The following is a 14,340-nucleotide window of genomic DNA, read 5'->3' on the forward strand; positions in this document are numbered from 1 at the left end:
AAGCGTAAATCAATGGGTCCTGACCCTAGCGGCGTGTGGAAGGACGGTGACATCCCCGAGGCAGCCCAATGGCGCGGAGCCGGGCGCATGTCCCTTGCCCTTGAAGAAGCGCCCGAACCGACCGCAAAGCTTGAGGGGCATTATCTTTTTGCCGGGATGTATTATGGCCATTTCGGCCATTTCATCTCTGAGACGATCAGCAGGCTTTGGGCGGCCAACAACGATTATGACGGGATAATCTTTACCCCAAAACACGCCACCCTGACGCATTTCAAAAAACCCCACCGCGAGCTTTTCGATATTTTCGACATCAAATGTCCGACCCTGGTGGTCGGTGAGCCGACACTTGTCGAAAAGCTGACCATTCCCGGTCAGGGGTTCGGTCTGGGCGACATCGCCTTCGGGACCGAAGAATACCGCAACTTCCTGCGCAATACCGTAGGCAAGGTTGCCCCGAACGGACCGGAAAAAATCTATATTTCGCGTACCAAGTATATCGCGAACGGCGGGCTTTTGGCCGAAGCTGTGCTTGAGGAAAACCTCAGCCGTGCCGGCTATGTTCCGGTTTTCCCCGAACAGTTGTCCTGGAAAGATCAGTTCGCGCTTTACCGCGCGGCGCAAAAGATCATCAGCCTTGACACTTCGGCCCTGCACATGGCCGGCATGGCAGCTGATCCCGGCAAGGAGATCGCCGTCATCCTGCGCAGAAACAACGCTGAACATCACAGCATGCGCCTGCAACTCAGCGGTATGATGGGCAAGGATCCGCTGCTGATCAACAGCCTCGTGGCAGAATATCTCGAACCCGGCAAGAAACCCAACCATAACAGCTGGGGTCATGCGGATTTTGGCGAGATCCGTACCGCTCTGATCGAGCATGGCTTCCTGACTGCTGACGATCCGTGGGATATTCCCACTGATGAGACCATCCAGGCCGACGTCGCCGAGGCCGAACGCCGCGCCGGGAAAAACCTTGTACATTCACCGATTAAAGCACGGTTCGCGGTATGACTAGAAAGATGACGATTGTCGGCATATGCCGATTTTCCATGATTGGCCGGGGCGACTGGAAAGCCTATCGCAACGTCGAGGACAAGGACCTCGAACCGATCTTCAAGGAAAAAGAGAAAGAGCTCTTTAGCGAAGAGCGCATGGCCGCCCGCTTTGAGACCTTTGAGCAGCTGACTCTTGCCTCTCTGGACGCTCAGACCGACCCGGATTTCAAACTCCTGGTGATCTCTTCGGACCGGATGCCCAAGACCTACCGCCAAAAGCTGCAGGCCCTTTGCGACGCGCGACCCTATGTCGAACTGCGCTTTGTCCCGCCGATGCATGTTGCGGACGCGCAGATCAAGACACTCGAAGAGATGGGCCTTGAGCTCAAGGATTGCTTGCAGTTCCGTCTGGACGACGACGATTGCGTCTCAAAGGATTATATCCGCAAGCTGCACAAGCACGGCGACACCCTTTGGAAAGCCCATGGCGCCTTTGCCGTCAGCTTCCCCACCGTGATCTATTCGGTCATTGATGGGCCGACGCAGGGGCTTTACCGCTGGTTCAATCCCTTCCTCGGCGTGGGTGTGGCGGTACGCCACCCGCAACGCACCGTCTTTGGTTTTGCCCATTACCGCATTCCGACGGTAATGGTTGCCCTGACCGACCCCTCGGTTCCAAGCATCGTGACCCATTACGGGATGAACGATACCCCGCGCCACGCCAAGGAAATTCTGGCGAAACGTGGCATGAAAAAAGCCTCACGCGAAGAGCTGGACCGCATAATCGAGCGGCACTTCGATTTTCTCCAGGGCCAGGGGGCGAAAACCGCAGGTCTTTGACCCGGTCACAATACCGCAAAAAAGAAAAGGGGGCGTTTCCGCCCCCTTTTTTCTACCGGGTGAACTTCTTGTACTTCACCCGTTTTGGCTCGACTGAATCCGGGCCAAGGCGGCGGATCTTGTCAGCCTCGTAATCCTCAAAGTTGCCCTCGAACCACTCGACATGGGCATCGCCCTCGAACGCGAGGATATGGGTGCACAACCGGTCAAGGAAGAAGCGGTCGTGCGAGATGATGACGGCGCAACCAGCGAAATCTTCAAGCGCCGCTTCCAGCGCCTGCAACGTCTCGACGTCAAGGTCGTTGGTCGGTTCGTCCAGCAGCAGCACGTTGCCGCCCGATTTCAGCAGCTTGGCCATATGCACGCGGTTGCGTTCACCGCCCGAGAGCAGGCCAACCTTTTTCTGTTGGTCACCGCCCTTGAAGTTAAAGGCCGAGCAATAGGCGCGGCTGTTCATCGAGGCGTCACCCAGCTCGATATGTTCGGCCCCACCCGAGATTTCTTCCCACACGGTCTTGTTGGGATCAAGCGCGTCGCGCGACTGATCGACATAGCTCAGCTTGACGGTGTCGCCGTAGGTGATCTCACCAGCATCAGGCTGTTCCTGTCCGGTCAGCATCCGGAAAAGGGTGGACTTACCGGCACCGTTCGGGCCGATCACGCCAACAATACCGCCCGGCGGCAGGCTGAAGGACAGGTCCTCGATCAACAGCTTGTCGCCCATGGCTTTGCGCAGCCCGTTGACCTCGATCACCTTGTTGCCCAGCCGTTCGCCGTTCGGAATGATGATCTGGGCGCGGGTCAGTTTTTCACGCTCGGACTGGCTGGCCAGTTCGTTATAGGCGTTGATCCGGGCCTTTTGCTTGGCTTGACGTGCCTTGGCGCCGGCACGGATCCACTCCAACTCGCGCTCAAGGGTCTTGTGACGCGCCTTGTCCTCACGGGCTTCCTGCTCAAGCCGCTTGGCCTTTTGTTCCAGCCAGCTTGAATAATTCCCTTCGTAGGGAATGCCGCGGCCGCGGTCGAGCTCAAGGATCCAGCCGGTGATATCGTCCAGGAAGTACCGGTCGTGAGTCACGATCAGGATGGTGCCGGGATATTCGATCAGGTGCTTTTGCAGCCAGGCAATCGTTTCGGCGTCCAGGTGGTTGGTCGGTTCGTCAAGCAGCAGCATGTCCGGCTGTTCAAGCAGCAGCTTGCACAGCGCCACGCGCCGCCGCTCACCCCCTGAAAGGCTTTCGACATCCGCGTCATCGGGCGGGCAGCGCAGGGCCTCCATCGCCACGTCGATCTGGCTGTCGAGATCCCACAGGTTCTCGGCGTCGATTTCATCCTGCAGGCGCGCCATTTCCTCGGCCGTCTCGTCCGAGTAGTTCATCGCCAGCTCGTTATAGCGGTCCAGCTTGGCCTGCTTGGCCTTGACGCCCTCCATAACGTTGCCACGCACGTTCAGGCTGGGGTCCAGTTGCGGCTCTTGCGGCAGATAGCCGACGGTTGCGCCTTTGGCGGCCCAGGCCTCGCCGGTAAAGTCCTTGTCGATCCCGGCCATGATGCGCAGCAGCGTCGACTTACCGGCACCGTTGACGCCGACAACGCCGATCTTGACGCCGGGCAGAAAGTTCAGGCGGATGTTTTCAAAGGTCTTCTTTCCGCCCGGATAGGTCTTGGACACCCCGTCCATGTGATAGACATACTGGTAGGAGGCCATGATCGTTCCCCGTCTCTGAAATTCGTGAAGTTGGCCGCTATGTAGTCGAGCCGGCAGGAAAGGGAAAGTCTCACCGGAATTGGCTGACGAATTCCGGGCCAAACTGACGTTCAAGGAATTCGAACTGCGGCTCAAGCTTTTCGCGCAGCCGGGCGCGGGCCTTGTCGGGCACCACCAGCGCATGACCCGAGGCAAAGACTTTCTTGCCCATATCGCGATAGTCATGAGGGTTAAGGCCGAAGAAATCTTCGATCTGGCGCAGCACGCCCAAGGGGTCACGGGCAATCCGGCCAAAGGGCAGATAAAGCAACTGGTCGGGACCGAAATGCCCGCTCCAGCGCGGGACATAGCTCAGGTAGTCACCGCGCTGCATCAGGACCGGATCCTCGACCTCTTGCAGCCACTCCTCGACCGTCGCGGGTTTGCGGCCCTTGCGGGTAAGGTTCATCTTAAGCTGCGAAATCGCGCGGTCCACCGGATGGCGGATGATATAGATGAACTTGGCGCGCGGCAGGAACTTGGCCACGAAATCAACGCCCTCCTGCGGAAGGGTCGAATATTCGGGCGTCACATCAATCGCCTTGGTTCCCGCAGGCGCAGGGGCAAAGACCAGCTTGTACCAATGGTTCGTAAACATGGGCTGGCGCGTCACGCGATCCATGTAACTCACCACCTCGGCCGGGACTTCCTGCCCGCGCGAGGTCCAGCGTTTCTCGATGTTCTGACGGCTGCGGCGGAAATGCCAGGGCAACCATTTGCGATGTTCTTCGATAAAGCGGTGGTTAAAGAACTGCGCTTCCTTGAAGGGTGGCGTCCACACACCGGGATGCTGCGACAGCATCTGCGACAACCACGTCGTGCCGGCTTTTTGGGCGCCAATGCACAGGAAATCAGGTTTGCGAGGCTTGCCTTCAGGATCCCAGTTCATCTGTTCCGCCGTACTGCGCCTTTTTCACCCCTGATAAGCCAGCGCGCCCAAAGTCACAACCTGCGCGAGTATTGCTGGCTATATCCTGCCCCAGAGATCGTATTCGCTTGCCTCATCCACGGTGACAGTGACGATATCGCCGGGTGAGAGCTCTGCAAAGCCTTCGTCTATAAAGAGGTTGCCGTCAATCTCGGGCGCATCGGCCTTGGTGCGACAGGTCGCGCCTTCTTCGTCGATGCTGTCGACAATGACATCAAGCCGCTGGCCGACTTTGGCCGCAAGCCGCGCCTGCGAGATCGCCTGCGCCTTTTGCATAAAGCGGTCCCAGCGTTCCTGTTTGACCTCATCTGGCACGTGATCGGGCAGATCGTTCGCCCGCGCACCCCTGACGTTTTCGTATTGGAAACAGCCAACCCGATCTAGCTGTGCCTCGTCGAGCCAATCCAGCAGTGTCTGGAACTCTTCCTCGGTCTCGCCGGGATAGCCAACGATAAAGGTCGAACGCAGGGTGATATCGGGGCAGATGGCGCGCCATGCCGCAATCTCGTCCAGCGTCTTTGCAGCCGCGGCAGGCCGGGCCATGCGGCGCAGCGTCTCGGGGTGGGCGTGCTGGAAGGGAATGTCGAGATAGGGCAGCACCAGCCCCTCGGCCATCAGGGGGATCAGATCGCGCACATGCGGATAGGGATAAACATAGTGCAGCCGAACCCAGACACCAAGCTGACCCAGATCGCGGGCCAGGTCGGTGATATGGGCGCGATGGCCGCGTTCGGTCGCGAATTTACGGTCCAGCCCATAGGCCGAGGTGTCCTGCGAGATGACCAGTAACTCGCGCACCCCTGCCTCGACCAGCTTTTCGGCCTCGCGGATCACGGCATGGGCCGGACGGCTGACCAGACGGCCGCGCATATCGGGAATGATGCAGAACTTGCAGGCGTGGTTGCAGCCCTCGGATATCTTCAGATAGCTGTAATGGCGCGGCGTCAGCCTGACGCCCGAGGCCGGAAGCAGGTCGATGAAAGGGTCGGGGCTGGGCGGTACCGCGTGATGAACGGCATCCAGCACCTGCTCATATTGCTGCGGTCCGGTCACCGCCAGCACGCTGGGATGTGCGCCAGTGATATATTCCGGTTCGGCGCCAAGGCAGCCGGTAACGATGACCTTGCCATTCTCGGCCAGAGCCTCGCCGATCGCTTGCAACGATTCCGCCTTGGCGCTGTCCAGAAACCCGCAGGTATTCACGATCACCGCACCCGCGCCCTTATAGTCGGGGCTGATGGCATAACCCTCGGCGCGCAGGCGGGTCAGGATGCGCTCACTATCCACCAGCGCCTTGGGGCAGCCAAGGCTGACCATGCCAATGGTGGGCTGGCCCTCTCTTCGACTGGTGTCAAAGATGGGCGCAGGGGCTAGATCGGGGCGCAACAGGGGCGGGTTCTGGCTCATGCGCGGCATATAATGCGGGTCGCGGCGCTTGTTAAGCGCCAAGCGTTGCTCGCCGGAACGTCATTTGGTCCTGGGCGTTCGGCAGGGCATAGCAAAGGACATGAAGATGCGCCTTCTTACCAACCGCCTTGCTGCCGCGCTGGCCCTGATGCTGGGGCTTGGCGCCACGATCACCGCCCTGCCCGGCATGTCCGAGGCTCAGGCCCGGGGCCGGGGTCAGCCTATCGTGATCATGAACGACAAGGGCGGCAATGTCGTAAAGACGATCCGCCACCGCAACCGTCTGGTTGCCAGCGGCCGCCCGGTCGAAATCCGGGGCTATTGCCGCTCGGCCTGCACCATCTACATCACCATGCCCAATGCCTGCCTCAGCCCCAGGGCGACGGTCGGCTTTCACGCCCCGCGTCTGCCCGGCACCACCATTATCCCGCCGGTGGTCGATGAGTTGATGGCCCAGTTCTATCGCAACGGCATCCTGCGCAAATGGAACAGCGAGTGGAAATATTCGCTCAAAATGCACAAGATCTCGGCCCGGGAATATGTGCGGCTGGACCCGCAGACCCGCCTGTGCCGCAAATAAAAAAGGGGCGGCCTGCGCGGCTGCCCCGATCGTTAACCCCCTGCCCGCTGGCGGTCATTCCCGCAGGCGCCATCCTGTCAGAAAGATCCAGCGGATGATTGCCATGCAGATCAGGATCATCAGCCCCACTGCGATAAGCGACAGCCCGACCGGCACATCGGCAAGACCGAAAAAGCTCCAGCGAAAGCCCGAGATCAGGTAAAGCACCGGGTTCAGCTTAGCGACCCCTTCCCAGAAAGGCGGCAGCATCGAGGCCGAATAGAAAGCGCCGCCAAGGAACACCAGCGGCGTGATGACCATCATCGGCACGATCTGCAGCTGTTCAAAGTTCTTGGCCCAAAGCCCGATGATAAAGCCCAAAAGCGAAAACCCAAGCGCGGTCAGGAACAGAAAGGCCAGCATCCAGAACGGATGCGCAATATGGACGCCGTTGAACCAAAAGCTGGTCAACAGGATCACCAGCGCGATCATCACCGCCTTGGTGGCAGCCGCACCGACAAAGCCCAGCGTCACCTCGATCCAACCGGTCGGAGCAACAAGGATCTCATAGATCGTTCCCGAAAATTTCGGGAAATAGATGCCGAAACTGGCATTGGCCACCGATTGCTGCAGGACGGTCAGCATCATCAGCCCCGGCACGATAAATGCGCCATAGGGCACGCCCTCAATCGCCTGGATCCGGCCACCGATAGCCGCACCGAAGACGACGAAATACAGCACCGTGGACAGCACCGGCGAGGCGAGCGATTGCCAGACCGTGCGGAAAAAGCGCGCCATTTCATGGCCAAAGATAGCGCGGGCGGAACGCCAGTTCATGCGGTTTCCTCCTCGAGCAAGGACATGAAGATTTCTTCGAGGCTGCTTTGCTTGGTCGATACATCGCGCACGGCAATGTCACGTTCAGCCAGATCGGCCAGCAGGCGGGCGATGCCGGTACGCTCGGCCCGGGTGTCATAATCATAGCCCATCTCACGCCCATCCGCCGAAAGCGTCAGACCCCGCGCCGCAAGTTCGGCCGGCAGGGTCGCAAGCGGCACGTCCAGCGCGATGGTCAGATGTTTTTTACCGAATTCTCCCATCAGCTCATCCTTGGGCTTGACCAGCAACAGCTCGCCTCGGTTGATGACGCCGATACGGTCAGCCATATCCTCGGCCTCTTCCAGATAATGCGTGGTCAGGATGATGGTCACGCCGTCGTTGCGCAGTTCCTGCACCCCCTGCCACATTTCGCGCCGCAGGGTGACGTCGACCCCGGCAGTGGGTTCATCCAGAAACAGCACCTTGGGCCTGTGTGACAACGCTTTTGCAATCAGCACCCGGCGCTTCATCCCGCCCGACAGTTCGCGTGTGCGGGCATCGCGCTTGTCCCAAAGCGCAAGGCTGCGCAACAGCTTTTCAATATAGGCCTCGTCCGGCGGCGCACCGTAAAGGCCGCGGGTAAAGCGCACGCAGTCGATAACCTTTTCAAAGGGCTCAAGTGCGATTTCCTGCGGCACCAGCCCGATAAGCTTGCGCGCCGCGCGCCAGTCCCTGCGAATGTCATGCCCGCCGACGCGCACCGTGCCACCGCTTGGCACGACAAGCCCGCAGATGATCGAGATCATCGTTGTCTTGCCCGCTCCGTTCGGGCCAAGCAGGGCAAGGATCTCGCCCTCGCTGATCTGCAACGAGACATCGTTCAGCGCCACCGTGCCGCTGTCGTAGCGTTTGGACAAATGATCAATGTCGATGATCGGACGCATTCCGTCCTCCTGTTTCGGCCCAAAGACCCGCGAATCCGCCGGGCAGGTTGGACCGCAACCGCCGGTCGGTGCAATGGTAAAACGTTTTGGCCTGACCCTGCGTCAGCCAGCCGGGCGAACGCCGCCCGCCTCGGCCAGCAGGCGATCGCTGGCGCTTTCAATACTGGCCTCAAGCGCCTCCATCACCTCGTCGGCACGGGGACCAGCAGGCAGCGGAGGCAGGAATTCGATCACCGTGGTACCGCCACGGATCGGAATACCGCGCTTGGGCCAGAACAGGCCACAGTTCACCGCAACCGGATGGACAGGCAGGCCGGTGGCCCGCTGAATCAGCGCCGCGCCATGCTTGTAGGGCAGCTTATGTCCCGGACGGGTCCGGGTGCCCTCGGGATAGATGATCAGCTGACCCAGCCCCTCGGGGCGGGCGCGGGCGATCTCGATCCCAGAGATGATCTGCTTCATCGCCTCTTTGCCGCGGGCGCGGTCGATGGGAATGCAACCGACCTTACGGGCAAACCAGCCCATGATCGGCACGCGCAGCACCTCGCGCTTCATCACGAAAGCGCGGCGGGGACAGGCGCGGGCAAGCGCAAGAATGTCGAGAAAGCTTTGATGCTTTGAGGCGACGATACAATCGCCCACCGGAGGCGTGCCGCGATATTCGACCCGCACCCCAAGGATCAGCCGCGCAGCACCCAGCATCTGGCCCAGCCAGACGCTTGCGACACGCTGGGCGCGTTCCGGGCGGACCAGCACCTGCGGCAGGCCCCAAAGGCCCAGCACCAACGTCACCAGCGCCGCGTAAAGGTAGTAGATCACCGCCAGCGGCCAGTCGAGAACCGAGGCTTTCCGCGGGTGATAAAGGCTCATCAGCGCACCTCGCGCAGCATCTTCAGCGCCGCCCAACGCGTGGCGACAAATCCGATCCCGGCAGCGCAAAGCGGGATCAGCAACGGCCAAAGCCAGCCCCAGCCATGAAAGCCAAGCCCGGTCAGGAACCCACCCGCCTGATCGACCGAGGGCAGCGCCCAGATCGCCGCCATGCCCAGCACCATACCTGCGACGGACCCCATGGCGGCGCGACGGGTAAAGCGGCGTACAAAGGCCGTGGCGATGGTGATGTCGCGCGCACCGATCAGCCGCAACACCCGGATCACCTGCCCGTTCGCCGCCAGCGCCGCCTTGGCGGCCAGTGTGATCATCGCCCCCGAAGCCGCCGCGATCAGCAGCAGTGAAAAAAGCCCAAGCACGCGCAACCGCGTCGCGGCCGAGACCAAAGGCTGGCGCCAGCGGGTATGATCGTCCAGCACCGCGCCCGGCGCCTCACCCTGCAGACGCAGGCGCAGCGCCTCGGCGTCAAAGCCGTCGCGGTCCTCGGTCACTTCGATCAGCCGGGGCACGGGCAGCGCCTCGACCGGGACGTCAGGACCAAACCAGGGCTCAAGCAGCTGTTCGACCTCGCTGTCGGGCAAAAGCCGGGCTTCGGCGATACCGGGCGTGGTCTTGAGCACCTCCATCACCGTGGCGGTCTGCTCATCAAGCTGATTTTCGGGGGCTGCGATTCGTACAGTCACGGTCTGCGCAAGTTCGGTCGACCACCGCTCGGCCAGACGTCCTGTCGCCAGCGCCAGCGCCAGCGCAAAGACCGCCAGAAAGGCCATGGCTGCTGCCGAGAACACCGTCAGCTGCGCGGTGAACCCGGTCGGAGGCACGACGCGATCGGTTCCCGCCGGGTCAGGGCGGGTCAGCCCGCGCCACAAGGTCGCCAGATCCAGCGATTTCAGGTCGGGTTTCTTCACAGGTCCGCTCCTGCCAGTTGCAGCCTTTTGCCCGCGATGCGCAGCACCCGCGCCTGCACCTGCTGTTTGGCAGCACGGATCAGGTTCAGGTCATGGGTGGCAATCAGCACCGCCTTGCCCGAACGGTTCAGCTCGATCAAGAGCTGCAAGAGCCGCATCGACATATCCCAATCAAGGTTGCCGGTCGGTTCATCCGCCAGAATCAGGTCGGGCGACATGATGACGGCACGGGCAAGCGCCGCGCGCTGCCTCTCACCCCCCGACAGTTCGGGCGGCCGGGCGCGAGCGTGGCCCGAAAGCTGAACCCAGGCAAGCAGATCCCCCAGCGCAGCCATATCGACCTGCTGACCCGAAACGATCAGCGGCAGAGCGATGTTTTCAGCCACCGGCAGGTGGTCCAGAAACTGGGTATCCTGGTGCACCACCCCGACCCGGCGACGCAGCGCCGCAATGCCATCGCGCGACAGGCCGCGCACATCCTGACCAAAGGCGGTCATCCGCCCGGCGGTCGGCAAAAGATCGGCATAACAAAGCCGCAGGAATGTCGTCTTGCCCGCCCCCGACGGGCCGGTCAGGAAATGGAACGAGCCCGGCTGTAGTGTCAGCGACATATCGGCCAACAGCGGATCGTTGCCGCTGTAACCGAAGGACAGGTTCTGCATCTCGATCACTGGTGGTCCCTTTCCGTGCGGGCTGCTTGGCGCGCGGTTCCTGGCTTGATAGAACAGTCCCGCGGCGAATGCGAGACGCCCGCATCATCGAAACAGCCCCGTCCGGAGCCGAAAGACCCGCCCATGCGCCTTACCTGCCCCCGCTGCGCGGCTCAGTACGAGATCGCGGAATCTGCCATTCCCCCTGCGGGACGCGAGGTCGAATGTTCGGCCTGCGGACATGTCTGGCGTCAGGCAAGGGCGGAAAAATCTGTGGTGAACCCTGTCCGCCCGCTGTCGGCCACGGCATCAGCGGGGGGCGATTCCGCCACCTCTGCGGTATTGAGCAGGCCGCTGGACGAATCGGTTCTGTCAATCCTGCGCGAAGAGGCTGAGCGTGAAATGCGTGCCCGCGCCACCGAACAGCGTGCCGCTGCAGCCGATCACAATCCCGCGACAGCCGAGCCTGAACCCCATCAGAAACCGCCCGCGACCGCCCCCGAGATCCCGGAAGCGGTCGAGCCGGCCAGTGACTGGCCCGCAACCACGGTGACCGGAACCGAATCTGCACCACCCGTCGACAAGCCGACGAGCCATCCAGCCGGGCAACCAGATGCCCCCGCTCCCACCGAACCCGCGGAAACCATGCAGGCCGGGCCCGAACCCGACTGGCCCGACTCGATAGCCCCGGCTTTGCCCGATGCCGAAGAGCTGGCGGCGACGCTGACCCGTCCGCTTATCCAGCCCTCAGCAGCACCGGACAACGCCGAGGCCAGTTACCCGGCAAAAGATGAGGATGAGGCACCCGTATCTCTGGGCAGCCCCCTGCTTCGCCCTGCGGCAGAGATTGAGCCAGCGGCTGTAGAATCGGCACCCTCACCGCCGCGTCCTGCGCCTGTACCAGCACTGATCCCGCAGCCGCGCCGCTCTTCGGGCTATGGCGCGGGCTTTGGTCTTGCGGTGCTTCTGGCATTGGGACTTGTTGCGCTTTACGCGCTGACGCCCCGGCTGACGGCGGGCACCGAAGGCGGCATTCTGACCGAATGGCGTGAACAGGTCGATCGCGGCCGACTTTGGCTGCACGATCGCATTCTTGGCGAATAGCCCTTAAAAATTCTCCAGCAGACGGCCCAGATAATCACGCTCATCCCGCGGACGCTCTCGTTCGCCGCTGCGGCGGCGGATCTCGTCCTGCAGCTCGCGCGCCTTGCGTGAGGGGTCCGTCCCCTCGGCCAGAGGATCGCCGGTTGTGATTGAGCCACCATCGCCCGACAAGGACCGGCCCAGAGGATCGGTCTGCGGACGGCGGTCATAGGGCTGCGCCAGCCCGCGCTGACCGCGCGGATCGCCCGACGGCCCCTCGGGTCCATCCTGCTGGCCGCCCTGCTGTGGCGCGCCCTCCTGCCCCTGCTGCTGATCACGCGCCATCATGTCGCCAAGCGCGCGCATACCCTCACGCATGGATTGCAGGGCCTGCGCCTGCCCCTCCATCGCACCCCCTGCATCACCGCGACGCAAGGCATCCTCGGCCTCTTCCATCGCGCGCCCGGCCTCGTCGAGCTGACGCCGTGCCTCTTCGCCCTGAGGCGTGCCGCGACCGGGCAAAAGACCGCGCTGCCGGCCCAGGTCCTCGCGCAGCGCACGCTGGCGGTCGGCAAGCGACTGGTTTTCCTGATCGCCTTGCTGGCTCTGCTGGTCCTCACCCTGCATCCATTGACCGAACTGGTTCTGCATCTGGCGCATCGCCTCGTCGGCCAGCTTCTGCTGGTCCCGCAGCGTCTCGGCCAACCGGTCCGAGGGCCGCTGACGACCACCCGAGCCGCCCTCGGACTCGGTCACGCGCATGTTCTGCATCATGCGGTTGAACTGTTCGAGCAGCTCTTGCGCCTCGGCCATACGGCCTTCGTTCATCAGGCGCTGGATCTCATCCATCATCTGCTGGATCTGGTCGCCGGTGATGGTCTGATTGTTCCGGGGTGAGCGGCCGAACCGTTCGGAAGGATCCGTGCTCTGCTGCTGCGCCAGCATATCCAGATATTCATCGGTCGCCTGTTTCAGCTCATTCATCAGGCGCTGGACCTCATCGGGGCTGGCGCCATTGCGAATCGCCTCCGATAGCCGCTCTTGCGCCTGCTGCATCCGCTCAAGCGCATCGGCAAGCCCGCCATCCTCAAGCGCCACCGCCGCATCCCACAGGACCTGCGCCAGCTTGTTGCGTGCTTCTTCGGTCAGTTCACCGGATTCGAGCGTACCGATAACGCCGTGCAGACCCTGATAAAGCTCCTGATCCATAAAGCCGTCGGGCTGCCAGCTTGCCGCACGCAGGATCTGTGCACTACGGCGCATATTCTCGCGCGACCACAGCAGATCACGCCGCACTTCGATCAACGCGGCCGCAAGCGGATCAAAAAAGCGCCGCCCGGGCAGGATCATCTGCATCGGGGCCGAGACGCCCTCTTGCGCGATCCCGTCCTCGACCTTCAGCGAGATGGTAACAGGCAGGTTCGCCCAAGGGTGGCGCGACAGGTCGCTGACCAGCCGCCCCCGGATCTCATTGCGATTGCCGCTTGCAGGCAGAGGCAGATCAAGCGCCACCGCGTCGCGCGGCTCAGGCTCAACCGCAAGGCCAAAGCGGCGATCAACCGCGGCAAGGTTCAGCGTGATCACAGCCTGCCCCGCCGCTATGCCATTGTCGTCACTGGCAGTAAAATCCTGCACCAGACGCCCGTCAGCGCGCCGTTCGGGTGCCTTGCCGGGCTGCACCTCGGGCGCAGCATCGGGCAGAACGGTCACATCGAAACGGCGGCCCGAAACCTCGATCACGCCGTCACGTTCAGCCATGAACTCTGGTGCGGCAGGGTCGCCACCCGGCACCGCAGCACCAATGTCCTGCGTGATCTCGCCCCCCTCGCCATAAAGCCGGAAGCTTAGCTTTGAACCTTTGGGCAGTTCCAGCAACTGCCCCTCGGGCAATGCGTTCAGGTAAAGCGTCGGGCGGCGGGTATAGGCTGGCGGCTCGGCCCAGCCCTCCCATGAAGGCGCGGATTCAGTCTCTGGTCGTTCGGCAAGCTGGGGGCGAAACGTCGCGCCAAGGGCAGCAAGCCCCTGTCCCAGCTGACCTGCCGGGGCAAAGATCAGCGCCATGACCAGCGCCACCATCCCGGCAAGCCGCAACCCGGCGGGATCGCGCCAGCGCAGCCGCGCATCAGGTGCGACTGGCCGCGCGGCAAGGGCAGTGGCCCGCATCCGCGCAAGATGGGCGCGCCACAGCGCATCCGCCCCCTCATCCCCGGCACCGACTGCAACGCGGTCACGCAGGGCGGACAAGGGACGTCCGGGCAGGGTAAGATCAACGCGCAGCCGCGCTGCCTCGGCCGAAGGGCGGCGAAAGCGCCAGATGCCCCAGCCCGCCGCCGCGACAACGGCCAGTGCGACAAAGCCAATAAGCCACAAAAGCGCGCGTGATGAGAAAAGATCGGTCACGCCAAAGGCCAGCGCCGCAAGCGTCAGCGCAACGATCAGCGCCAAAGGCCAGAAGGCGGCGGCCAAAGCCTCCCACCACATGCCGGCGCGGGTCAAAGCGACCGCGCGCGCGATCCGGCGCTGTTCAGCTGGCGTCATTGCCCCGCCCCCTCATTCTTTCGTGGACAAA

The 14,340-nt window shown here is 62.4% G+C and carries 13 protein-coding genes; 4 read left to right on the forward strand and 9 right to left on the reverse strand.

The annotated features are described in order from the left end of the window. Together PARACOCCUSGL_RS20700 and PARACOCCUSGL_RS0114985 are read left to right on the forward strand one after the other, a co-directional pair. On the forward strand, positions 1–1,011 hold a 1,011-nt coding region (locus PARACOCCUSGL_RS20700), incomplete at its 5' end, for a DUF563 domain-containing protein (protein ID WP_237701531.1). Continuing rightward, positions 1,008–1,835, forward strand: a complete 828-nt coding sequence (locus PARACOCCUSGL_RS0114985) for a glycosyltransferase (RefSeq protein ID WP_138918365.1) — start codon at positions 1,008–1,010, stop codon at positions 1,833–1,835. The genes PARACOCCUSGL_RS20700 and PARACOCCUSGL_RS0114985, both read left to right, overlap by 4 nt. A 52-nt stretch (positions 1,836–1,887) precedes the next feature. On the opposite strand, the gene ettA is transcribed toward PARACOCCUSGL_RS0114985, so the two are convergent. The 3 genes from ettA to rimO all read right to left on the reverse strand — a co-directional run bounded on the left by ettA (position 1,888) and on the right by rimO (position 5,917). Beyond that, positions 1,888–3,543: an energy-dependent translational throttle protein EttA gene (gene ettA, locus PARACOCCUSGL_RS0114990; protein ID WP_010398205.1), complete on the reverse strand. Its 1,656-nt coding sequence runs from the start codon at positions 3,541–3,543 to the stop codon at positions 1,888–1,890. A 70-nt stretch (positions 3,544–3,613) separates the two neighbouring features. Beyond that, on the reverse strand, positions 3,614–4,471 hold the full coding sequence (locus tag PARACOCCUSGL_RS0114995; RefSeq protein WP_010398207.1) for a sulfotransferase: 858 nt from the start codon (positions 4,469–4,471) through the stop codon (positions 3,614–3,616). Positions 4,472–4,549: 78 nt separating this feature from the next. Further along, a complete protein-coding gene (gene rimO, locus PARACOCCUSGL_RS0115000; protein ID WP_029372368.1) occupies positions 4,550–5,917 on the reverse strand; it encodes a 30S ribosomal protein S12 methylthiotransferase RimO in 1,368 nt (455 codons plus the stop codon). A gap of 106 nt (positions 5,918–6,023) precedes the next feature. On the opposite strand from rimO, the gene PARACOCCUSGL_RS0115005 reads away from it, so the two are divergent. Then, positions 6,024–6,497, forward strand: a complete 474-nt coding sequence (locus PARACOCCUSGL_RS0115005; RefSeq protein WP_227493403.1) for a hypothetical protein — start codon at positions 6,024–6,026, stop codon at positions 6,495–6,497. Positions 6,498–6,551: 54 nt separating this feature from the next. Here PARACOCCUSGL_RS0115005 and PARACOCCUSGL_RS0115010 read toward each other — a convergent pair whose 3' ends face one another. The 5 genes from PARACOCCUSGL_RS0115010 to PARACOCCUSGL_RS0115030 form a co-directional block, all read right to left on the reverse strand. Next, positions 6,552–7,313: an ABC transporter permease gene (locus tag PARACOCCUSGL_RS0115010; RefSeq protein WP_010398213.1), complete on the reverse strand. Its 762-nt coding sequence runs from the start codon at positions 7,311–7,313 to the stop codon at positions 6,552–6,554. After that, on the reverse strand, positions 7,310–8,239 hold the full coding sequence (locus PARACOCCUSGL_RS0115015) for an ABC transporter ATP-binding protein (RefSeq protein ID WP_010398215.1): 930 nt from the start codon (positions 8,237–8,239) through the stop codon (positions 7,310–7,312). Before PARACOCCUSGL_RS0115015 ends, PARACOCCUSGL_RS0115010 begins: the two co-directional genes overlap by 4 nt. Positions 8,240–8,341: 102 nt before the next feature. Then, on the reverse strand, positions 8,342–9,109 hold the full coding sequence (locus PARACOCCUSGL_RS0115020; RefSeq protein ID WP_010398217.1) for a 1-acyl-sn-glycerol-3-phosphate acyltransferase: 768 nt from the start codon (positions 9,107–9,109) through the stop codon (positions 8,342–8,344). Further along, positions 9,109–10,038, reverse strand: a complete 930-nt coding sequence (locus PARACOCCUSGL_RS0115025) for an ABC transporter permease (RefSeq protein ID WP_010398219.1) — start codon at positions 10,036–10,038, stop codon at positions 9,109–9,111. Before PARACOCCUSGL_RS0115025 ends, PARACOCCUSGL_RS0115020 begins: the two co-directional genes overlap by 1 nt. After that, a complete protein-coding gene (locus PARACOCCUSGL_RS0115030) occupies positions 10,035–10,709 on the reverse strand; it encodes a cell division ATP-binding protein FtsE (RefSeq protein ID WP_010398222.1) in 675 nt (224 codons plus the stop codon). Before PARACOCCUSGL_RS0115030 ends, PARACOCCUSGL_RS0115025 begins: the two co-directional genes overlap by 4 nt. A 123-nt stretch (positions 10,710–10,832) precedes the next feature. On the opposite strand from PARACOCCUSGL_RS0115030, the gene PARACOCCUSGL_RS0115035 reads away from it, so the two are divergent. Continuing rightward, a complete protein-coding gene (locus tag PARACOCCUSGL_RS0115035; protein ID WP_010398224.1) occupies positions 10,833–11,792 on the forward strand; it encodes a zinc-ribbon domain-containing protein in 960 nt (319 codons plus the stop codon). Positions 11,793–11,795: 3 nt separating this feature from the next. Here PARACOCCUSGL_RS0115035 and PARACOCCUSGL_RS0115040 read toward each other — a convergent pair whose 3' ends face one another. Next, the gene (locus PARACOCCUSGL_RS0115040) at positions 11,796–14,309 is read right to left on the reverse strand and encodes a DUF4175 domain-containing protein (RefSeq protein ID WP_010398225.1); all 2,514 of its coding nucleotides are present in this window, start codon (positions 14,307–14,309) and stop codon (positions 11,796–11,798) included. Positions 14,310–14,340: the final 31 nt, after the last annotated feature.

The sequence above is a fragment of the Paracoccus sp. TRP genome, from assembly GCF_000185925.1.
Classification (GTDB): domain Bacteria; phylum Pseudomonadota; class Alphaproteobacteria; order Rhodobacterales; family Rhodobacteraceae; genus Paracoccus; species Paracoccus kondratievae.